Here is a 20215-nt window from a genome sequence, read left to right as displayed (position 1 = left end):
ACTATCGCAGCTCTGGCTCAGCCGAGCGCACGCAGCCGGGGCGCCAGGTCACGCTCGAAGTTGTCCAGGAAACGGCGCTGATCATGGCCGGGGGCGTGGAACACGAGGTGGTTGAGGCCCGCGTCCACGTATTTCTTCACCTCGGCGACGGCCTCGTCGGGATCGGAGGCGACGATCCACCGCTTGGCGACCTGCTCGATGGGCAGCTCGTCGGCGAGGCGCTCCATCTCGGCGCTGGAGTTCACGCTGTGCTTCTGCTCCGCCGTGAGCGAGAGCGGGGCCCAGAACCGGGTGTTCTCGAGCGCCAGTTCCGGGTCCGGGTCGTAGCTGATCTTGATCTCGATCATCTTGTCCAGCGCGCCGAAGTCGCGGCCGGCGATCTCCGAGCCCTCCTTCGCGGCCGGGATCAGCTTGTCCGTGTACAGCTCCATGCCCTTGCCGGAGGTGCAGATCATGCCGTCTCCGGCGCGGCCCGCGTACTTGGCCACGACGGGGCCGCCCGCGGCGATGTAGACGGGCACGGGACGCTCCGGGCGGTCGAAGAGCACCGCGTCCTTGGTGTGGTAGTAGTCGCCCTCGAAGTTCGTGATCTCCCCGGACCACAGCGCGCGCATCAGCCGCACCGACTCGCGCAGCCGCGCGAACCGCTCCTTGAATTCGGGCCACTCGCCCTGGAATCCGGTCGCGTACTCGTTGAGCGCCTCGCCCGATCCGACGCCGAGGAAGATCCGGTCCGGGTACATGCAGGCCATGCTCGCGAACGCCTGCGCGATCACCGCGGGGTTGTACCGGAACGTGGGGGTCATGACCGAGGTGCCGATCTTCACCCGCTCGGTCCGCTCGCCGACCGCCGCCATCCACGCGAGGGAGAACGGGGCGTGGCCGCCGTTCACCCGCCACGGCTGGAAGTGGTCGCTCACGGCCACCGAATCCATCCCGGCCTTCTCCGCCGCGACGGCGATCTCCACCAATTCGCGGGGCCCGAACTGCTCCGCGGATGCCTTGTACCCGAGCTGCAACTTCGCCATGGAACTCACCCTACTGTTCGCGCCCGGGGCGGCGCGCCCCCTCTCCGGAGCGCACCGTCGTGCGGCCCGGGGCGCGCGCGGCGGACCGTCAGCCGGCGGGATCGTCTGCGCGCGAGGCGCCGTACTCGGTCTCGAAGACCTTGCCGTTCTGCGCCATGACGAGGCCGGGGGTGCTCGCGACGATGGCGTCGGTGCGCGGGTCCTCCCGGTCGACGCCCCCGTACACCTGGGAGGCCTGGGTGTCGTCGAACTCCTCGCCCCGCTCGGCGCCGCGGACCAGCGCGTACGACCGGGCGGCGATGGCCTGCGCCTGCAGCGCCGCGGTGCCGCCCTGGTCGGCCCAGCCGGGCGAGCTCTCGACCGGAACCACGCTGCGCACGTAGTCCTCGATGCCCACGTAGTTGAGGACCTTGCCCTCCTTGGCGGCGAGCCGGCCGCGGTAGCCCGCGTTGCTGCCGCAGAACCGGAAGACCTGGTCCACGGGTACGCCCTGGTTGGCGGTCGGCGGGCTCACGGTGCCGTCGGGTGCCGGAACGGTGGCGACGACGGGGCCGCCGCACCCGGCGCGGACCGTCGCCGTGGTGCCGTCGATGCTGACCGCCTGGCCGGGCGCGACCTGCTGTCCGCCGACGACCGCCCCGGCGGGCGCGACCACGTCGACACGGTTCTGCTTGGTCAGCTGCACCGTCACGGGCAGGCCGGTGTGCACGGTGCCGAGCGTGGTGCCCGGGTAGTAGAAGTTGAGGATCTGCTGCGCGTTCCAGCCCTGTTTCGCGTACTGGAAGGCGCCGAGCTGGCTCATCCCGCGGCCGTGGCCGCCCGCGCCGCCGGGTGCGACGCCGCCGGGTGCCGATTCGTCCACCAGCGTCGGCTGGGCCGGCTGCTGCGTCTGGAATTCGAGCACCGCTCCGCCGATGGCGAGGGCGGGCACGACGGTCACTATCGCGGCACGGGTGACCCGCGCTCGTCGCGAACGACGGGGGCCGCCGTCGATCCACACGGGCATCCTCGAGTCTCCTTCGGTCGCTGACACAGGCCGGGCCACACTGAGACGAGTGTGACAGTTGTGACTACTGAGGTTCAAGTAAAGATCGAGACTTGTCAACCGCACGCTGCGCTCAACATCTCGCCCACGACCGCCGGCGCACCGTCGAAAACTCCTACCACCAGGACACTTCCCGGACCGGCGCGACGTCACCTCCGGATCAGAACCAGGTGCGCGCGAGCCAGGCGGCGAGGGCCAGCCCGCACACGCCCACGACGCGGCGCAGCAGGTCCTGATCCACCCGCTCGGCGACGGGCGGACCGCACCAGCCGCCCGCGAAACCTCCGACCGCGAGGGCGATGGCCGCCGGCCAGTGCACGGGACCGAACACGGCGAACGCGATCGCCGCCACGAGGTTCGCGACGCCGAGCGCGAAGCTCTTCTCGATCACCGCGCGCCACATCGGCAGCGTGGTGCACACCAGCGTGATCGCGAGGATCATCACCCCGGCCCCGGCACCGAAGTAGCCGCCGTACACGGCGGCCAGAAACACACCGCCGTAGTACAGGACGGGAAAAGTACGCTCGCCCGCCAGCGCCCGTAGGCGCGGCTGCACGAGGATCGCGACGGCCGCGATCGCCACCAGCACCGGCACGACGGCGGCGAACGACTCCCCCGGGGCGACGAGCAGGATCGCGGCCCCGGCGGCCCCACCCACGAGCGCGACCAGGGCCAGGCGGGCCATCCGGGGCTTGTCCTCCGAGAGCTCGGGCACCGAGTTGGCGACGGAGCCTCCGCCCACCGCCACCATGGCGACGGTGTTGGTGACGTTCGCGGCGACCGGCGGCAGTCCGACAGCCAGCAGCGCCGGATAGGAGACGATCGATGCCAGGCCGGTGAGGAATCCGATCAGCCCGGCGGCGAACCCCGCCAGGCAGACCAGGACCAGTTCGACCGACGACACCGGTCCATCCTCCGCCACCCGTCCCGACGTGCGGACACCGGCCGCACGAGCCCCGCGATTCCTCGCTCGGCGAAATCACTGGACATCAAGTTAACTTGAGGTCGTAGTCTTCTATGCATGAGCATGGAATCGGTCGCGTGGGACACCCTCTACCGCGGGTCGCGGGCACTGGACGCGCCGTCGCGCAAGCCGTCGGAGACGCTGCGACGGATGGGCCCGTTCGCCCGCCCGCACCGCTGGCGGCTCACGGGATTCCTCCTTCTCTCGGTCGTCTCGGCACTGCTCGCCGTGGCCACTCCCCTGCTGGCGGGCAAGGTCGTCGACCGGATCGTCGGCGGCGGACCGACGAGCACCGTCATCGAGCTCGCGATCCTCATCGCGGTGATCGCGATCGTCGGCGCGGGCGTCGATCTCGGCTCCCGGTGGTTCTCGTCGCGGATCGGCGAAGGACTCATCTACCAGCTGCGCACCGCCGTCTTCGACCACGTGCAGACGATGCCGGTCGCGTTCTTCACCCGCACCCGCACGGGCGCGCTGGTCTCGCGCCTCAACAACGACGTGCTCGGCGCGCAGCGCGCGTTCTCCGACACCCTCGCGGGCGTGGTCACCAACCTCGTGACGCTCCTGCTGACACTCGGCGTGATGCTCACGATCTCCTGGCAGATCACCCTGCTCGCGCTCATCCTCCTCCCCGTCTTCCTGCTGCCCTCTCGCCCGATGGGGAGGAAGATCGCGGCGATGTCCCGGCGGGCCGCACGACACAACGCCTCCATGAGCGACCAGATGACCGAGCGCTTCTCGGCCCCCGGCGCCACCCTGGTGAAGCTGTACGGGCGTCCCGAGATCGAGTCGCACGAGTTCGCGACCCGCGCCGCCGCGGTCCGCGACATCGGCGTCAGCACCGCGATGGCGCGGATGCTGTTCGTCACCCTGCTCACGCTGGTGAGTTCCCTCGCGCTGGCGCTGGTGTACGGCCTCGGCGGCTTCTACGCCATCCGCGGCGAACTGCAGGCCGGCTCGGTCGTGGCGCTCGCGCTGCTCCTCACCCGCCTCTACGCTCCGCTCACCGCGCTCGCGAACGCCCGGGTCGAGGTGATGACCGCGCTCGTGTCCTTCGAGCGGGTCTTCGAGGTCCTCGACCTCGAGCCGATGGTGCGCGATGCACCCGACGCGGTCACCGTCGAGAAGGGCTCGACCGAGCTGCGGTTCGACGACGTGAGCTTCGCGTACCCGTCGGCCGACAAGGTCTCGCTCGCCTCGCTGGAGGAGGTCGCCCAGCTGGACACCCGTGGCGGCGAGACCGTACTGCACGACGTGTCGTTCACGGCCGAACCCGGATCGATGGTCGCGCTGGTCGGCAGCAGCGGCGCCGGAAAGTCGACGATCGCGCAGCTGGCCACCCGCCTCTACGATCCCGATCTCGGCGGAATCACGGTGAACGGCACGGATCTCCGGGACATCACCGCGCGATCGCTGCACGCCACCGTTGGCCTGGTCACCCAGGACGGGCACCTGTTCCACGACACGATCCGCGGGAATCTGCTGCTCGCGAATCCGGCCGCCACCGATGCCCAGATCGCCGACGCGCTGCGCCGGGCCCGGCTCACCGACCTGGTCGCGATGCTGCCCGACGGCCTCGACACCGTCGTCGGTGAGCGCGGCTACCGGCTCTCCGGTGGCGAACGGCAGCGGCTCACGATCGCCCGGCTGCTGCTCGCACAGCCCTCGGTGGTGATCCTCGACGAGGCCACGGCGCACCTGGATTCGACGTCCGAGGCCGCGGTGCAGGCGGCACTCGGCGAGGCCCTGGCGGACCGGACGTCGCTGGTGATCGCGCACCGCCTGTCCACGATCCGCGCTGCCGACCAGATCCTGGTGCTCGAGGCCGGACGGATCGTCGAGCGCGGTACGCACGACACGCTGCTCGCCCAGGGCGGCCGCTACGCCGAGCTGTACCGCACCCAGTTCGCGGACCAGGCTGCCTGATTCAGCGGGTCAGTGCTCCCCGTCCTGGGCGATGCAGAACTCGTTGCCCTCGGGATCGGCGAGAACCGACCAGCGGAAGCCGAACTCGTCGTGATCGCGCAGGTGCGTGGCGCCCAGGGCCACCACCCGCGCGACCTCCGCGGCCCGGTCGCCTGAATGGAAGTCGAGGTGCAGGCGGTTCTTCACCGTTTTCCCCTCCGGCACCGCGAGCAGCATCATCCGGGGCAGCTCGGCGTTGCCGAACCCGAGCGTGCGCATGAAATCGTTGCCGTCGGTCTCGTCGATCGGGAGCCCGAGTGCCTCCGACCAGAACGCCGCCTGCGCGGCGACATCGGCGCAATCGAAGTTGATCGCCTGCAGCTGCAAAGCCATGGGAGGCCCCTTCTTCCGTGTCTCGTCCGGCAACGGCGACCCGTCGTCGGAATCAGACGATACGGTCAGGGTGTGACAGGTTCCGCCGCTTCCGCAACGCCCACCCCCGACGATCTGCCGTACCTGCGCCGATGCGTCGATCTCGCCCGCGAGGCGCTCGACGCCGGCGATGAGCCGTTCGGCTCGCTGCTCCTGGACGGCGGCGGCGCGGTGGTCTTCGAAGACCGCAACCGAGTCTCGGGCGGCGACGCCACCCGGCACCCGGAGTTCGAGATCGCCCGGTGGGCGGCCGATCATCTCGCGCCCGGGGACCGGGCGAGGGCCACCGTGTACACGTCGGGCGAGCACTGCGCGATGTGCAGCGCCGCGCACGCGTGGGTGGGCCTGGACCGGATCGTCTACGCCGCGAGCACGGAACAACTCGTGGCGTGGCACGCCGAATGGGGCCTCCCCGCGGCACCCGTGGCGCCGTTGCCGATCACCGCTGTCGCCCCGGGGATCCCCGTCGCCGGCCCCGAGCCGTCCCTCGCGGACGAGGTGCGCGCCCTGCACGCGCGTGCCGCCGGAATACCGGTGTGACACCTGAGCCCCGTCAGGCCGCGGCGGAACCGATCTCCTCGGCGGCCGTGAGCTCGGTGGAGAGGAAGTGGACCGCCACCTTGTAGGCGTCCCAGGACTCCCGCGTGAGGCCCGCACTGACCACGAAGGCGTGCACCTGACCGTCGTAGATGTGCACCTCGTTGCGGATGCCCGCTCGATCGAGGGATTCGTGCAGTTCGAGCGAGTCCACCATGAGGGCCTCGCGGTTCGCGGCGAACAGCACGCTGGGCGGGAAGTACGCGGCAGTGGCGTCGGTGGTCATGTCCTCGGGTCCGCGGAGGGCCTCGGGACCGCGGCCCAGCACGGTGCGCAGCTTGCGGATCTTGCTGATCGGCAGCATCGCGTCGCGCCGCGAGGAGCGCGGCAGGGTGGCGCTGATGTCGAGGAACGGGGAGAACCCGGCGAACGCCGTGGGGCCCTGGATGCCGGCCTCGGCGGCGTACTCGATGACCTTCGCGCACACGAACCCGCCGGCGGAGTCTCCGGCCACGAGGATGCGGTCGAACTCGCCGGAATCGAGCAGCTCGCGGTACGCGGCGAAGCCGTCGCCGACCGAGGTGCCGACGCCGCCGTCGGGGTACTGCCGGTACTCCACGTTGTAGACGGGTACCCGGAGACCGCGGGCGAGGAGCGCCGCGATCCGGCGGTGGGTGTCCAGGTTGCAGCCGATGAACGCACCGCCGTGGTAGTAGACGAGCGCGGCTCGCGGGTGCGGGTCGGCGTCGCCGTTGGCGACGATCCGCTCGGTGGGGACGCCGCCCAGGGTCGTCTTCTCGATCCGCACGCCGCGGATGGTCTGCGGGACTCGGCCGAGGTACGGCTCCGCGGCGCGCAGGAGCGGCAGGGTGCGGTCGCTCATCGGGAAGACGCGGAAGATCGTCTTCATGACGATCAGCACGAACCACTTCACGAGGCGTGCCGGGATGCTGCTGCCACGATGGGCGACGACCGCCATCTCGCTTTTCTCCTTGTTACTGACCAGTAAATCGTTCCTTCACAGCTTAGCTCCGCCCACCCGCAGTGCGAAGTTCCTGTGACCTGACACAATCACTCCGAAGTGTTGTGTGCTCCGTCGTCCCGTCTCCTTGAACCGGAGGAAGTCGACCACTGTGGTCACGAACGAGATCCCCTCGCAGTACCTGCTGTCCGCGCTCGCTCCCGAGCCGCGCACCCTGATCGACATCCTTCAGGCCACCGTCGAGACGTACCCCGAGGTGCCCGCGATCGACGACGGTGACGTCGTCCTCACCTACTCGGAAGTGTGGGAGGAGGTGCTCGAGGGCGCCGATTTCCTGGGCCGCAGCGGCGTCCGGGCCGGCGACCGCGTGGGCATCCGCATGCCCTCGGGGCACCGCTCCCTGTACGTGGCGATCCTGTCGACGCTCGCGGCCGGCGCCGCGTACGTCCCCGTCGACGCCGACGACCCGCAGGAACGCGCCGACCTGGTGTTCGGCGAGGCCGCCGCGGCGGCGATCTTCACCGGCGACGGGCTCTGGCGCGCGCCCGAGACCAAGGCCCGTGCGGCGGCGATCGAGGCCGGGACCGCGCAGGCAGGCAACCGGCTGCCGACGCCCCAGGACGACTCCTGGATCATCTTCACCTCGGGTTCCACCGGCACCCCGAAGGGCGTCGCGGTGACGAACCGCAACTCGGCGGCGTTCGTGGACGCCGAGGCGCGGCTGTTCCTGCAGGGCGAGCCGCTCAAGCCGGGCGACCGGGTGCTCGCCGGCCTGTCCGTGGCGTTCGACGCCTCGTGCGAGGAGATGTGGCTCGCGTGGCGGCACGGCGCGTGCCTGGTGCCCGCCCCGCGTTCGCTGGTGCGGTCCGGCATGGACCTCGGGCCCTGGCTGGTCTCGCGCGACATCTCCGTGGTGTCGACGGTGCCGACCCTGGCCGCGATGTGGCCGGCCGAGGCCCTGGAGGCCGTGCGCCTGCTGATCTTCGGCGGTGAGGCCTGCCCGCCCGAGCTGGCGCAGCGGCTCGCCGTCGACGGCCGCGAGGTGTGGAACACGTACGGGCCGACCGAGGCCACCGTCGTGGCCTGCGCGTCGTTGCTCGACGGGCTCGGCCCCGTCCGGATCGGCCTACCGCTCCAGGGCTGGGACCTGGCGGTCGTGGATCCGGCGACGGAGCTCCCCGTCGCGGAGGGCGAATCGGGCGAACTGGTGATCGGCGGCGTCGGCCTGGCCCGCTATCTCGATCCCGCGAAGGACGCCGAGAAGTACGCCCCGATGGAGACGCTCGGCTGGGACCGCGCCTACCGCTCGGGCGATCTGGTGCGGCTGGAGCCGGAGGGCCTGCTGTTCGAGGGCCGCGCCGACGATCAGGTGAAGGTCGGCGGCCGGCGGATCGAGCTGGGCGAGGTGGACAACGCCCTGCAGAACCTGCCCGGCGTCTCGGGCGCGGCCGCCGCGGTGCGGAAGAACTCCGCGGGCACCTCGATGCTGGTGGGCTACCTCGCGTCGACGGACCCCGACTTCGACGTCAAGGCCGCCCGCGACCTCCTCGCGGAGCAACTCCCGGCGGCGCTGGTCCCGCGACTGGCGCTCGTCGACGAGCTGCCCACGCGCACGTCGGGCAAGGTGGACCGGAACGCCCTGCCGTGGCCGCTCCCGGGCGCCGACGAGGCCGACACCGGCGATCTCACCGGTACGGCGGCGTGGGTGGCCGAGCGCTGGTCGGGGATCCTCGGGGCGTCCATCACGAGCGAGGACGCCGACTTCTTCGCGGAGGGCGGCGGTTCGCTCAGCGCCGCGCAGCTGGTGACGGCCCTGCGCGAGCAGTACCCGTCGGTCACCGTCGCCGACCTGTACGACCACCCGCGCCTCGGTTCGCTGGCGGGCTACCTCGACTCCCTGCGGCCCGCCGAGGTCGCCGAGCCGCGCGTCGTCCGGCCGACGCCCCGGTCCACGGGGCTGGCGCAGATCGTGCTCTCTGTGCCGCTCACGACGCTCACCGGACTGCAGTGGGTCACGTGGGCCGCGATCGCGAACAACCTGTTCGCCGCGACCACCGGGTCCACACTGCTCCCCACCATGAGCTGGTGGATCGTCCTGGCCCTGTTCCTCGTGTTCATCACGCCGATCGGCCGCATGGCGATGTCGGTGGTCGCGTGCCGCGCGCTGCTGGGTGGGCTCGAGCCCGGCGTGTACCGCAGGGGCGGCCCGGAGCACCTGCGGCTGTGGATCGCGGAGCGGTTCACCGCGGCCTCGGGCGCCGAGAACCTCTCCGGCGCGCCCTGGATGATCTACTACGCCCGCGCACTCGGCGCCAAGATCGGCCGCGGGGTGGATCTGCACGCGCTGCCACCCGTCACCGGCATGCTCGAACTGGGTGATCACGCCTCCGTCGAACCGGAGGTGGATCTCGCGGGCCACTACCTGGACGGCGACGAGCTGCACATCGGCGCGATCAGCATCGGCGAGGAGGCGTCCATCGGGGCCAGGTCCACGCTGCTACCCGGCGCGAAGATCGGCCGACGGGCCGAGGTCGGTCCCGGGTCCGCGGTGTTCGGCAAGGTCAAGGCGAAGCAGCATTGGGCGGGCTCGCCCGCGGAGAAGATCGGCAAGGCAGAGCACCCGTGGCCGTCGGAGCGGCCGCCGCGGCGCTCGCACTGGGTGTGGATCTACGGCGTCAGTTCCGTTCTCCTGGCGGGTCTTCCGATGGTGGCGATCGCCTCCGGACTGGCACTCATCGGCTGGCTGGTCCGCGATGCGTCGAACCTCGAGGAGGCCGCGCTGACGGCCCTGCCCGCGCTTCCGATCGCGGCGGTCATCGCGCTCACGGTGTACGCGCTGCTCACCCTGATCGCGGTGCGCCTGTTGGCGATCGGGCTCAAGCCGGGGTATCACGCGGTGCGCAGCCGGGTGGGCTGGCAGGTGTGGGCCACCGAGCGCCTGATGGACGCGGCACGCACCTTCCTGTTCCCGCTGTACGCGTCTCTGCTCACCCCGCTGTGGTTCCGCATGCTGGGCACCAAGGTCGGCAAGGACGCCGAGATCTCCACGGCCATGGTGATCCCCAAGTTCACGTCGATCGGCGACGGTTCGTTCCTCGCCGACGACACCATGGTGGGCAGCTACGAGCTGGGCGGCGGCTGGATGCGCATCGACGAGGCCAAGATCGGTAAGCGCGCGTTCCTCGGGAACTCGGGTATGACGGGGCCTGGCCGGCGCGTCCCGAAGGACGGTCTCGTGGCCGTGCTGAGCGCGACACCGTCGAAGGCGAAGAGCGGAAGTTCCTGGCTGGGCAGCCCGCCCGTGCGCCTGCGCCGGACCGCGGGGAACACCGATTCCACCTTCACCTACAACCCCTCGCACGCACTGCGGTTCGCCCGCGGCACCGTCGAGACCGCTCGCCTGCTGGCCGTGTTCGTCAGCTTCGGGCTGGGCCTGGGCGTACTGGTGTCCTTGAACTACTTCGCGATCAACGTGGGCTGGTGGCTCGCGGCACTGCTGTCCGGGGTCACGCTGCTGGTGGCCGGCGCGGTGGCGTGCTGCACCGCCGCCGCGGCGAAGTGGTTGGTGGTGGGCCGGATCGGGCGCGAGGAGCACCCGCTGTGGTCGTCGTTCGTGTGGCGCAACGAGCTCTCGGACGCGTTCGTCGAGTGCGTCGCGGCGCCCTGGTTCGCGCACGCCGCGACCGGCACGCCGATCCTGAACCTGTGGCTGCGGATGCTGGGCGCGAAGATCGGCCGCGGCGTCTGGTGCGAGACCTACTGGCTTCCCGAGGCCGACCTCGTGACGCTCGGTGACGCCGCCACCGTCTCCCGCGGCTGCGTGGTCCAGACCCACCTGTTCCACGACCGGATCATGGCGATGGACACCGTCGTCCTCGGCGAGGGCGCGACGCTGGGCCCGCACTGCGTGGCGCTGCCCGCATCCTCCGTCGGCGACGGGGCCACGGTCGGCCCCGCGTCGCTGGTGATGCGCGGCGATTCGGTGCCCGCCAACACCAAATGGCAGGGCAATCCGATCTCCCCGTGGGTCGTCAACGCGGGCAAGCGCAAGCGAGACTAGCCCGCCGCCCCGCCCCGACTTCTCCGCCCGCTACAGAAATCCCCGCTCGCCCCGCGCATCTCCGCAGCGAGCGGGGATTTCTGTAGCGCGGGAGGCCCCGGCGAGCGATTGCCGCGAATTCTCGACACAAATAGCACTCGAAGACTACTCTCTGAGACATGAGCGTTGATATGTCTCACGGTTTCGTGCCCCGCTCAGCGGCGACGTGGGCGGATCCGTGGCCGATGTACCGGTGGCTGCGGGAGCACGACCCCGTGCACCGCGTCGACCGGGAGGACGACGATTACTACGTCCTGGCCCGCCACGCCGATGTGCTCGCGGCGCTGCGGGACGCCGAGACCTTCTCGTCCGCCGACGGGGTCACCACCGTCTACGGTGAGCTGGAACGCACCGGCCTGCAGGACAACCCGCCGCTCGTGATGCAGGACGCCCCGCGGCACACCGATTTCCGCCGGCTGGTCGCCCGCGGCTTCACCCCGCGCCAGGTCACCGCGGTGGAACCCGAGGTGCGCCGGTTCGTGATCGAGCGCGTCGAGCGGCTGCGGGACAACGGCGGCGGCGACATCGTCGCGGAGCTCTACAAGCCCCTCCCCAGTATGGTGGTGGCGCACTATCTCGGTGTCCCCGAGGAGGATCGGCCGCGGTTCGACGACTGGACGGAACGGATCGTCGGCGCGGCGGCGGAGGCGGGTACCGACATCGCCTCGATGGGCCCGGAGGTCGCCACCGCGATCGGGGAGCTCATGGGCTACTTCGGCGAACTCGTCGAACGGCGCCGCAGGGACCCCGGCGACGACACCGTGAGCCATCTCGTCGAGGCCGGCATGGGCGACGACGGCGACGTCTCGGGTCTGCTCTCGATCCTCGGCTTCGCCTTCACGATGGTCACCGGAGGCAACGACACCACGACGGGGATGCTCGGCGGAGCCACCGCCCTCCTCGCCGAGAATCCAGGCCAGTTACGTTCGCTCACAGCGGATCCCGGAACCATACCCGACTCCGTCGAGGAGTTCCTCCGCCTCACCTCGCCGGTGCAGGGGCTCGCGCGCACCACCACGCGGGACGTCCGGATCGGCGGCGTCACGATCCCCGCCGGGCGGAAGACCCTGCTGCTCTATGCGAGCGCCAACCGCGACGAGACGGTGTTCGGTCCCGACGCCGAGACGCTCGACGTGGGCCGCCGCCCGCGCGACATCCTCACGTTCGCACAGGGGAACCACCACTGCCTCGGCGCCGCCGCCGCGCGCATGCAGTCGCGGGTCGCCCTCCACGAGATCCTCACCCGCATCCCCGGTCTCGAAGTGGACCTCGACTCCCTCACCTGGGCACCGGGCAATTACGTGCGCCGCCCACTCTCGCTCGAGGTGCGCGTCCGATGAGTTGGCGCGCGACGCAGCGGTCCGCGCGCGAATCCGCGGCCACCGACCGGATCCTCACCGCCGCCGGCGAGCTCTTCGGCCGCGACGGCGTCGCGGCGGTGGGGATGGCCGAGGTCGCCGCCGCCGCGGGCTGCTCCCGCGCGACGTTGTACCGGTACTTCCCCACCAGGCAGGCCCTGCACGTGGCCTTCGTCGAGCGGGAGGCCCGGACTGTGGCGGCGACGGTCCGCGACGGCGCGGCCGCGATCGACGATCCGGCGGACCGTCTGGCGACCGCGCTCGCGACCGCGGTCGCCGAGGTACGGAGGACGCCCCAGCTGGCGGCGTGGTTCTCGCCCGACGAACCTCCCGCGGGCGGGCTGGCCGCGCGATCCGCCGGCATCGAGGCGGTCGCCGCGGGATTGCTCCACGAGCTGACCGGCACCGTCGACGCCGATGCGGCACCGTCGGCCGCCCGGTGGCTCGTCCGCGTGGTGGTCTCGCTGCTGTCGCACCCCGAGCGCACCGTCGGCGACGAGGACGACCTGGTGCGCCGCTTCGTCGTTCCCGCGGTGCTCGCCGATCCGGCGTTCGCGGCTACGGTGACGGGGTGACCGACGACCTCCACATCGCCCCGTTCGCCCCCGGAGACGTGGCCGAGTTGCTCGTCCTGCAACGCTGCTGCTGGGTGCAGGAGGCGATCGCCAACAGCACGCTGGACATCCCGCCGCTCACCGAGACCCACGACGAGATCCTGGCCTGGGCCACCACGTGGAACACGGTGGTGATCAGGCTCGACGGCCGCCTCGTCGGCGCCGCGCGCGGTCGCGCCGAGGCCGGCGGGACGTGGCACATCGGCAGGATCATGGTGGCGCCGGACCTCGCGGGGCACGGCCTCGGAACACAGCTCATCGAGCTCATGGAGGCGCTCGCGCCCGCGGACACCCGCGAGTACCTCATGTTCACCGGCGCGGGGAGCGAACGGAACATCGGGATCTACCGGCGCGCGGGGTACGAGGTCTCCGATCCCGAGCCCGCTCCGCACGGCGGCGTCGCCACGGTCACGCTGCGTAAGCGTCGCGCCTGATCCACCCTTTCCTTGCTATCGTGACGAAACAGTTCACGATGAGTGGGGGTCTCGGGTGTTCGAGCCGGCGGATTTCACGGCCAGGGTCACGAGGAACGTCCGGCTGGCCACCGCCGTCACGGTCGCGTGCGCCGGGATCGGGCCGCTGAGCATCGTTCTCGACCTCCTCCCCCGCGACGCGGAGGAGGCGGCCGAGAACGGCCTGTTCGTCGTCTTCCTGTGCTCGCCGCTGCTGTTCCTCATCGCGCTCGCGCTCCCGGCGACGGCGTGCCCGAGCGGGCCGACAGCGCACGGCCCGCTCCGGGACCTCGTACCGCGATGGATCCTCGCCCTGGCCGTCGTGATCTCGGTGCCCGCGCTCGCGGCACCGCTCTTCTTCACCGACCCGTTCCTCGAGCGGACCGAGGTGACCGACGGCGGACGGTTCCCGTTCGCCGGCATCGCGTGGGTGTTCTACGCGTGCTTCGCGGGCGGCCTGCTGCTCACGCTGGTCATCGTGGGCGAATGCCGGGGCCGGGCCGAGCTCGACCCCGCGGACGAGCCCCGGGCCAGGAAGCGCATCGCCACCCGCGCCGTGACGGCGCTCGTCCCCCTGGCTACCGCCTGCGTCGCCGTGGAGGCGTTCGCGATCGGCGCGGCGGGACAGCGCTATCGGGACCTCACCGACCAGGGCTCCCCCGCACCGGCGGGATGGGCGTTCGCCGCCGAGCCCGGTGTGTCCACCGCAGTGATCACGGTCCTCGTCGCCGCCGCGATCCTGTTGATCGGGGCGGCGATCGTGTTCTCCTCGCCGCCCGTGGGCGATCGGGCCGCCGCGGCCGAGCGCGCGCCCGATTCCCCGGCGATCACGACGCGGCGGGGTCGCCGTGCGACGACGAGGCGAGCCCGCCGGTAAGGTGATCACCCGACCCCAGAGCGAGAGGCAGGTGCGATTCGTGGTGCGCAAGTCGGCGAGGCCGAAGCTCGGTGCCGCACCCAATCCCCAGCACGCCCGCGCGGTGGATCCGTACATCCCCGGCCACGGGAACCCCGGCTACCGGATTTCGCGGTACGACCTGGAGCTCGACTACAAGGTTCCCAGCAACCGGCTCGAGGGCAGGGCCACGATCACCGCGACCGCGTCCGAGCCCCTCAAGCGGTTCTCGCTCGATCTCTCGGACTCGCTGAACCCGGCGAAGGTGTCGGTGAACGGCCGACGCCCGCAACGCTTCTCCCACCGCGGCGGGAAGCTGGACATCACCCTCGCGGCCGAGGTCCCGGCCGGCGCCGCGATGACCGTCGCGATCCGCTACGCCGGGACGCCCCGCCCGATCCGCTCCACCTGGGGCGAGGTCGGCTGGGAGGAGCTGACCGAGGGCGTCATCGTGGCGTCCCAGCCGAGCGGTGCACCCTCGTGGTTCCCCTGTGACGACCATCCGGCGTCGAAGGCCTCCTACCGCATCCAGATCACCACGGATTCGCCGTACCGCGTGGTCTCCAACGGCGTACTGACCTCGCGCAAGGTCGCGGCCGGCCACACCACCTGGGTCTACGAGCAGGCGGCGCCCATGGCCAGCTACCTCGCCACCATCCAGATCGGCGCCTACGAGCTGGTGAAGGTCGCGGAGAAGCCGGTGCCGATCCGGGCAGCCCTGCCGCCCCGCCTGGCCCGCCATTTCCAGGGCAGCTTCGGCAACCAGGAGCGCATCATGCGCGCCTTCACCCGCTGGTTCGGCCCGTACCCGTTCCCGGAGTACACCGTGGTCGTCACGGACGACACCCTGGAGATCCCCGTCGAGGCGCAGACGGTGTCGATCTTCGGCGCCAACCACTGCGACGGCACGCGCGACGCGGAGCGACTCGTCGCGCACGAGCTGGCGCACCAGTGGTTCGGCAACTCCCTCACGCTCACGCGGTGGAAGGACATCTGGCTGCACGAGGGTTTCGCCTGCTACTCGGAGTGGATGTGGGCGCAGGAGTGCGGCGAGGCCACCACCCAGCAGATGGCCGAGCGCTACTACGGCAAGCTCGCCGCGTCCCGGGCGGACATCATCGTCGGCGATCCCGGACCGCAGCTGATGTTCGACGACCGCGTGTACAAGCGCGGCGCGCTCACCCTGCACGCGCTGCGCGCGGCGATCGGCGACCCGGCCTTCTTCACCCTGCTGCACGAGTGGACCTCGGAGTACGCGCACGAGTCCGTCACGACGGACGCGTTCGTGACGCTGGCCGCCAAGCACAGCCCCGAACCGCTCCGACACCTCTGGCAGAGCTGGCTCTACGACGCCCCGCTGCCGCCTCTTCCGGTGCTGACGGCGAACTGACGGCGACCTCGGAGAAAATTCTTCGGGGTCGTGTCGAAGACCGTCCCCCGCATTCGACGTAGGTGCGAGACAGTTGTTCACCATCTACGTAAAGGACTGATCGACATGCCACGTTTCCTGGGATTCGTTCGTATGGAAGAGGGACCCGCCGTCGGAACGCCGCCGAAGGCGCTGTTCGACGCGATGGACGTCTACATCGGAGAGCAGGCCGCCAAGGGCCACTTCATCGACGGCGGTGGCCTCTTCGGCACCGAGGACGCCGTCAACTACGTGGTCCGCAAGGGCGACATCACCCGGGTCGACGGCCCGTACGCCGAGGCCAAGGAGGTCGTCGGCGGCTGGTCGCTGCTCGAGTACGACACCGTCGAGGAGGCGGTGGCCGCGCAGGAGGAGTTCGCGCAGCTGCACGCCACCCACTGGCCCGAGTTGAACATGGTCGCCACCCTGCGCCAGGTCTCGGACGAGCCGCCGACACCGGCGGACGACTGACGCCGCGGCGGTGGTCCCCTTACGCTGGACCTCGTGCCAGCAGGGACCACCGCCGACGCCGGGAGCGGAGCGACCGGGTCGAATTCGACTCCGCACGCCGGGAGCGGAGCGACCGGGTCGAATTCGACTCCGCACGCCGGGAGCGGAGCGACCGGGTCGGACACACCCGAAGCGATCACCGCCACGTGGCGGGCCGAGTCGGGCCGCCTCGTGGGCGCTCTCACCCGGATGACCCGTGACATCACGCTCGCGGAGGACCTGGCGCAGGACGCCCTCGTCGCCGCGCTCGAACAGTGGCCGGCGACCGGGGTTCCCGGCAACCCGGCCGCCTGGCTGATGACCACCGCGAAACGTCGCGGGATCGACCAGATCCGCCGCGCCGAGACCCTCCGCCGCAAGACCGAGGAGATCGGGCGCGGGCTGCGGGAGGACGACGGTATGCCCGACCTCGACGAGCAGGTCGACTACATCGAAGACGATGCGCTCCGCCTGATCTTCCTGTCCTGCCACCCGTCCCTCACCCCCGAATCGCGGGCGGCGCTGACGCTGCGCGTCGTGGGCGGGCTCACCACCACGGAGATCGCCCGCGGCTTCCTGGTGTCCGAATCGACCATGGGGCAGCGCATCTCCCGCGCGAAGAAGACACTGACCACCGCCCGCGCCGAGTTCGAGCTCCCCACCGGCGAGGAGCGGGTGCGGCGCCTGGACGACGTGATGGCCGTGATCTACCTGATCTTCAACGAGGGCTACGCGGCCACGTCCGGCGACGACTGGGCGCGGCCCGATCTCGCGCGCGAGGCGATCCGGCTGGCACGGATGCTGGCGGACCTCGCACCCGGTGAACCGGAGGCCCACGGCCTCCACGCACTCCTGGAGTTCCAGGGTTCACGGCTCGACGCGCGCACCGGCGAGGACGGGGCCCCCGTCCTCCTCGAGGACCAGGATCGCGCACGCTGGGACCGCTTGGCGATCCGCCGCGGGACGACCGCGCTGCGGCGAGCCGAAATGCTCGCCGTCCGTGGCGTTCCGGTGGGGAAGTACTTCCTCCAGGCTGCGATCGCGTCGCGGCACGCGCTGGCGGAGACCGCCGCGGAAACGGACTGGCAGGCCGTCGCTCGGCTCTACGACGCACTGGCGGAGGCGGCGCCGGGCCCCGTCGTGGAGGTGAACCGGGCCGTGGCGCACGGCCGCGCGTACGGCCCCGCCTCGGGGTTGGCCGTGCTCGACGCGATTCCGCCGGCCGACCTCGCCGATTCCCCGTTGGTGCCCGGCGTGCGCGGAGACCTGTTCGCCCGCGCCGGAAGGAACGACGAAGCGGCGCACCAGTTCCGGGAGGCGGCGCGCCGCACCCGCAACGACGGTGAGCGCGCGCTGCTGGAGCGACGGGCCCGGGAGTGCGGAGGCTGAGTCGTCGTCAGCCGCGCCAGGCCGGCAGTTTGCCCGCGGCCAGGGCCTCCGCCAACGACGGTGCCGCCGTGTCCTTCTCGGACAGGATCGGGGCGACCTCGGCGGGCCACGGCACCGCGAGCTCCGGATCGAGCGGGTCGATCCCGTGCTCCCCGGTCGGGTTGTACTCGGAGGAGACGTGATACGCGACGACGGTGTCGTCGGTGAGCGCGCAGAATCCGTGCCCGAGTCCTTCCGCGAGGTACGCCGTGCGGTGGGCGGTGGAGTCGATCCGCACCGTCTCCACCGCCCCGAACGTGGGGGAACCGACGCGGAGGTCCACGATCACGTCGAGCACGGCGCCGCTGAGGCAGGCCACGAGCTTGGCCTGCCCGGGAGGCACGTCCGCGTAATGGATTCCACGGAGCGCGCCGCGGTGATTGACCGAGACGTTGGTCTGCGCGACCACCAGTTCGTGGCCCGTCGCCTCGCGGAACGCGGACGATTTGAACAGCTCGAAGAATTCGCCGCGGGAGTCCGGCCGCACGATCGGGTCGAGGACGAACGCGCCGGCGATGGGCAGGGCTCGCACGGTCATCGGTCCCCCTCCTCGAGCAGGCCCCGCAGGTACGTCCCGTACCCGGATTTGGCGAGCCGGTCGGCGTGCTCGGCGAGCCGCGCGTCGTCGATGAAGCCGCAGCGCCACGCGACCTCCTCGGGCGCACCGATCTTCGTTCCCTGCCGCTGTTCCACGGCGCGCACGTATCCGGTGGCGTCGGACAGCGCGTCGAACGTCCCGGTGTCCAGCCAGGCGGTGCCGCGCGGCAGCACGTCCACGGTGAGCCGGCCCTCGCGGAGGTAGTGCAGGTTGACGTCGGTGATCTCGTACTCGCCCCGCGCCGACGGCCGGATGGACCGGGCCACGTCGACCACCGACGGGTCGTAGAAGTAGAGACCGGGCACCGCGTACGGCGAGCGGGGGCGCTCCGGCTTCTCCTCGAATCCCACTGCGCGCCCGGCATCGTCGAACTCGATCACCCCGTAGGCCCGCGGATCGGCGACGCGGTAGGCGAACACGGCGCCGCCGTCCAGTCCGTCGAAGCGGCGGAGCTGGCTGCCGAGGCCCGGGCCGTAGAAGATGTTGTCGCCCAGGACGAGCGCCACAGTCTGATCGCCGATGAACTCCGCACCCAGGACGAACGCCTGCGCGAGCCCCTCGGGCCGCGGCTGCACCGCGTAATCGATCCGCACCCCGAACTGCGAACCGTCGCCGAGCAGCCGGTGGAACTGATCCGCGTCGCCGGGCGTGGTGACCACGAGGATCTCGCGGATCCCGGCGAGCATGAGGGTGGAGAGCGGGTAGTAGATCATCGGCTTGTCGTAGACCGGCAACAGTTGCTTGCTGACCCCGACGGTGATCGGGTGCAGCCGGCTGCCGGTGCCTCCGGCCAGGATGATCCCTCGCATGCGCACACGATATCGCGACACCCGGGGGAGTTATCGTATGCACATGCACATCGTTGTCACCGGCGGCGCCGGATTCATCGGGGCGAACTTCGTCCGGCGCACCGTCGACACCCGTCCCGACGTGCGGGTGACGGTGCTGGACTCGCTCACCTACGCCGCGAACGAGTCGTCGCTCGACGAGGTGCGCGACCGGATCGACTTCGTCAAGGGCTCGATCACGGATCCCGCGGTGGTGGACGAGGTGATCGCGGGTGCCGACGCGGTGGTGAACTTCGCGGCGGACACCCACAACGACAATTCGCTCAACGATCCCTGGCCGTTCCTGGACACCAACATCCGCGGGACAGCGGTGCTCCTCGACGCCGTGCGCCGGCACGACGTACGGCTGCACCACATCTCGACCGACGAGGTGTTCGGCGACCTACCGCTCGACACGCCCGAACGGTTCACCGAGGACACCCCGTACCGGCCGTCGAGCCCGTACTCGGCGTCCAAGGCCTCCTCCGATCACCTGGTGCGCGCGTGGGTGCGCAGCTTCGGGGTGCGGGCCACGATCTCGAACTGCTCGAACAACTACGGGCCGTACCAGCACGTGGAGAAGTTCATCCCGCGGCAGATCACCAACGTGCTCAGCGGCGCCCGGCCCAAGCTCTACGGCGCGGGCCTGAACGTGCGCGACTGGATCCACGTGGACGACCACAACGACGCCGTGTGGGCGATCCTCGACCGGGGCGCGATCGGCGAGACGTATCTCATCGGGGCCGACGGTGAACGGTCCAACCGGGAGGTGCTCGGGATGATCCTGGAGGCGATGGGGCGTCCGGCCGACGATTTCGACGCGGTCCCCGACCGCGCTGGTCACGATCTGCGGTACGCGATCGACGCGACCCGGATCCGCCGCGACCTGGGCTGGGAGCCCGCGCGGGCGGACTTCGCACAGGGCCTCGCGGACACCGTGAACTGGTACCGGGACAACCCGTCGTGGTGGAGCCCGGGCAAGGCCGGAGTGGAGTCCGCGTACGCCCGGCGCGAGGCATCGGATGTGTGATCTTCGTCGGGAGGTACGCGGAAACCACAGGTACGGCACGAAAACCTGTTTCAATTATTCGCAAGCAAAGCGGCTCGCCCCGATCGGGGAGCCACGACGAAACGATTGATCAGAGGTGACATCC

At 70.9% G+C, this 20215-nt stretch carries 18 protein-coding genes; 11 read left to right on the top strand and 7 right to left on the bottom strand.

What is annotated here, in order from left to right; all coding sequences use genetic code 11:
* Window positions 1–17: 17 nt before the first annotated feature.
* The 3 genes from fgd to BN39_RS08815 form a co-directional block, all read right to left on the bottom strand.
* Entirely contained in the window at window positions 18–1028 is a 1011-nt protein-coding gene (gene fgd, locus BN39_RS08825; RefSeq protein ID WP_019202022.1) for a glucose-6-phosphate dehydrogenase (coenzyme-F420), read from the bottom strand.
* An 88-nt stretch (window positions 1029–1116) separates the two neighbouring features.
* Entirely contained in the window at window positions 1117–2034 is a 918-nt protein-coding gene (locus BN39_RS08820) for a SpoIID/LytB domain-containing protein (RefSeq protein WP_081585966.1), read from the bottom strand.
* 199 nt (window positions 2035–2233) lie between these two features.
* Window positions 2234–2977 (bottom strand): sulfite exporter TauE/SafE family protein, encoded by a 744-nt coding sequence (locus tag BN39_RS08815; protein WP_019202020.1) that lies wholly within the window; start codon window positions 2975–2977, stop codon window positions 2234–2236.
* A gap of 117 nt (window positions 2978–3094) precedes the next feature.
* On the opposite strand from BN39_RS08815, the gene BN39_RS08810 reads away from it, so the two are divergent.
* Window positions 3095–4963: an ABC transporter ATP-binding protein gene (locus tag BN39_RS08810; RefSeq protein WP_019202019.1), complete on the top strand. Its 1869-nt coding sequence runs from the start codon at window positions 3095–3097 to the stop codon at window positions 4961–4963.
* A 9-nt stretch (window positions 4964–4972) separates the two neighbouring features.
* Here BN39_RS08810 and BN39_RS08805 read toward each other — a convergent pair whose 3' ends face one another.
* Window positions 4973–5335 carry a VOC family protein gene (locus BN39_RS08805; RefSeq protein WP_019202018.1) on the bottom strand — a complete coding sequence of 121 codons (363 nt, stop codon included), beginning with the start codon at window positions 5333–5335 and terminating at the stop codon, window positions 4973–4975.
* 72 nt (window positions 5336–5407) lie between these two features.
* Between BN39_RS08805 and BN39_RS08800 the strand changes: the two genes are divergently transcribed.
* On the top strand, window positions 5408–5914 hold the full coding sequence (locus BN39_RS08800) for a nucleoside deaminase (protein ID WP_019202017.1): 507 nt from the start codon (window positions 5408–5410) through the stop codon (window positions 5912–5914).
* A 13-nt stretch (window positions 5915–5927) separates the two neighbouring features.
* Here BN39_RS08800 and BN39_RS08795 read toward each other — a convergent pair whose 3' ends face one another.
* Entirely contained in the window at window positions 5928–6890 is a 963-nt protein-coding gene (locus BN39_RS08795) for an alpha/beta hydrolase (protein ID WP_019202016.1), read from the bottom strand.
* 154 nt (window positions 6891–7044) lie between these two features.
* On the opposite strand from BN39_RS08795, the gene BN39_RS08790 reads away from it, so the two are divergent.
* The 8 genes from BN39_RS08790 to BN39_RS08755 all read left to right on the top strand — a co-directional run bounded on the left by BN39_RS08790 (window position 7045) and on the right by BN39_RS08755 (window position 17597).
* Entirely contained in the window at window positions 7045–10953 is a 3909-nt protein-coding gene (locus tag BN39_RS08790) for a Pls/PosA family non-ribosomal peptide synthetase (protein WP_019202015.1), read from the top strand.
* 158 nt (window positions 10954–11111) lie between these two features.
* Window positions 11112–12332 carry a cytochrome P450 gene (locus BN39_RS08785; RefSeq protein ID WP_040766064.1) on the top strand — a complete coding sequence of 407 codons (1221 nt, stop codon included), beginning with the start codon at window positions 11112–11114 and terminating at the stop codon, window positions 12330–12332.
* Window positions 12329–12925, top strand: coding sequence for a TetR/AcrR family transcriptional regulator (locus BN39_RS08780; protein ID WP_019202013.1), 597 nt, complete (start codon window positions 12329–12331; stop codon window positions 12923–12925). Before BN39_RS08785 ends, BN39_RS08780 begins: the two co-directional genes overlap by 4 nt.
* The gene (locus tag BN39_RS08775) at window positions 12922–13398 is read left to right on the top strand and encodes a GNAT family N-acetyltransferase (RefSeq protein WP_019202012.1); all 477 of its coding nucleotides are present in this window, start codon (window positions 12922–12924) and stop codon (window positions 13396–13398) included. The genes BN39_RS08780 and BN39_RS08775 overlap by 4 nt, the downstream gene beginning before the upstream one ends.
* A 55-nt stretch (window positions 13399–13453) precedes the next feature.
* On the top strand, window positions 13454–14293 hold the full coding sequence (locus tag BN39_RS08770) for a hypothetical protein (RefSeq protein ID WP_019202011.1): 840 nt from the start codon (window positions 13454–13456) through the stop codon (window positions 14291–14293).
* Window positions 14294–14324: 31 nt separating this feature from the next.
* Window positions 14325–15701 (top strand): M1 family metallopeptidase, encoded by a 1377-nt coding sequence (locus BN39_RS08765; RefSeq protein ID WP_040767092.1) that lies wholly within the window; start codon window positions 14325–14327, stop codon window positions 15699–15701.
* A gap of 132 nt (window positions 15702–15833) precedes the next feature.
* Window positions 15834–16190 (top strand): YciI family protein, encoded by a 357-nt coding sequence (locus BN39_RS08760; RefSeq protein WP_019202009.1) that lies wholly within the window; start codon window positions 15834–15836, stop codon window positions 16188–16190.
* Window positions 16191–16364: 174 nt separating this feature from the next.
* Window positions 16365–17597 carry an RNA polymerase sigma factor gene (locus BN39_RS08755; RefSeq protein ID WP_040767088.1) on the top strand — a complete coding sequence of 411 codons (1233 nt, stop codon included), beginning with the start codon at window positions 16365–16367 and terminating at the stop codon, window positions 17595–17597.
* A gap of 7 nt (window positions 17598–17604) precedes the next feature.
* Here BN39_RS08755 and BN39_RS08750 read toward each other — a convergent pair whose 3' ends face one another.
* Together BN39_RS08750 and rfbA are read right to left on the bottom strand one after the other, a co-directional pair.
* On the bottom strand, window positions 17605–18174 hold the full coding sequence (locus tag BN39_RS08750; protein ID WP_019202007.1) for a dTDP-4-dehydrorhamnose 3,5-epimerase family protein: 570 nt from the start codon (window positions 18172–18174) through the stop codon (window positions 17605–17607).
* Complete coding sequence (gene rfbA / locus BN39_RS08745) at window positions 18171–19043, bottom strand: glucose-1-phosphate thymidylyltransferase RfbA (RefSeq protein ID WP_019202006.1); 873 nt, start codon at window positions 19041–19043, stop codon at window positions 18171–18173. The genes BN39_RS08750 and rfbA overlap by 4 nt, the downstream gene beginning before the upstream one ends.
* Window positions 19044–19086: 43 nt before the next feature.
* Between rfbA and rfbB the strand changes: the two genes are divergently transcribed.
* The gene (gene rfbB, locus BN39_RS08740) at window positions 19087–20091 is read left to right on the top strand and encodes a dTDP-glucose 4,6-dehydratase (RefSeq protein ID WP_040767083.1); all 1005 of its coding nucleotides are present in this window, start codon (window positions 19087–19089) and stop codon (window positions 20089–20091) included.
* The last annotated feature ends 124 nt before the right edge of the window (window positions 20092–20215 follow it).

It is taken from the genome of Tsukamurella sp. 1534, assembly GCF_000312385.1.
Taxonomy (GTDB): domain Bacteria; phylum Actinomycetota; class Actinomycetes; order Mycobacteriales; family Mycobacteriaceae; genus Tsukamurella.
Note: the sequence above shows the minus strand (reverse complement) of the source record. Positions and strands in the feature narration are given on the sequence as shown.

Coding starts and splice junctions, on each gene's coding strand:
- BN39_RS08810 (WP_019202019.1), top strand. CDS start 3,095: ATGAGCATGGAATCGGTCGCGTGGGACACCCTCTACCGCGGGTCGCGG.
- BN39_RS08760 (WP_019202009.1), top strand. CDS start 15,834: ATGGAAGAGGGACCCGCCGTCGGAACGCCGCCGAAGGCGCTGTTCGAC.
- BN39_RS08820 (WP_081585966.1), bottom strand. CDS start 2,034: ATGCCCGTGTGGATCGACGGCGGCCCCCGTCGTTCGCGACGAGCGCGG.
- BN39_RS08805 (WP_019202018.1), bottom strand. CDS start 5,335: ATGGCTTTGCAGCTGCAGGCGATCAACTTCGATTGCGCCGATGTCGCC.
- fgd (WP_019202022.1), bottom strand. CDS start 1,028: ATGGCGAAGTTGCAGCTCGGGTACAAGGCATCCGCGGAGCAGTTCGGG.
- BN39_RS08795 (WP_019202016.1), bottom strand. CDS start 6,890: ATGGCGGTCGTCGCCCATCGTGGCAGCAGCATCCCGGCACGCCTCGTG.
- BN39_RS08750 (WP_019202007.1), bottom strand. CDS start 18,174: ATGACCGTGCGAGCCCTGCCCATCGCCGGCGCGTTCGTCCTCGACCCG.
- BN39_RS08785 (WP_040766064.1), top strand. CDS start 11,112: ATGAGCGTTGATATGTCTCACGGTTTCGTGCCCCGCTCAGCGGCGACG.
- BN39_RS08780 (WP_019202013.1), top strand. CDS start 12,329: ATGAGTTGGCGCGCGACGCAGCGGTCCGCGCGCGAATCCGCGGCCACC.
- rfbA (WP_019202006.1), bottom strand. CDS start 19,043: ATGCGAGGGATCATCCTGGCCGGAGGCACCGGCAGCCGGCTGCACCCG.
- rfbB (WP_040767083.1), top strand. CDS start 19,087: ATGCACATCGTTGTCACCGGCGGCGCCGGATTCATCGGGGCGAACTTC.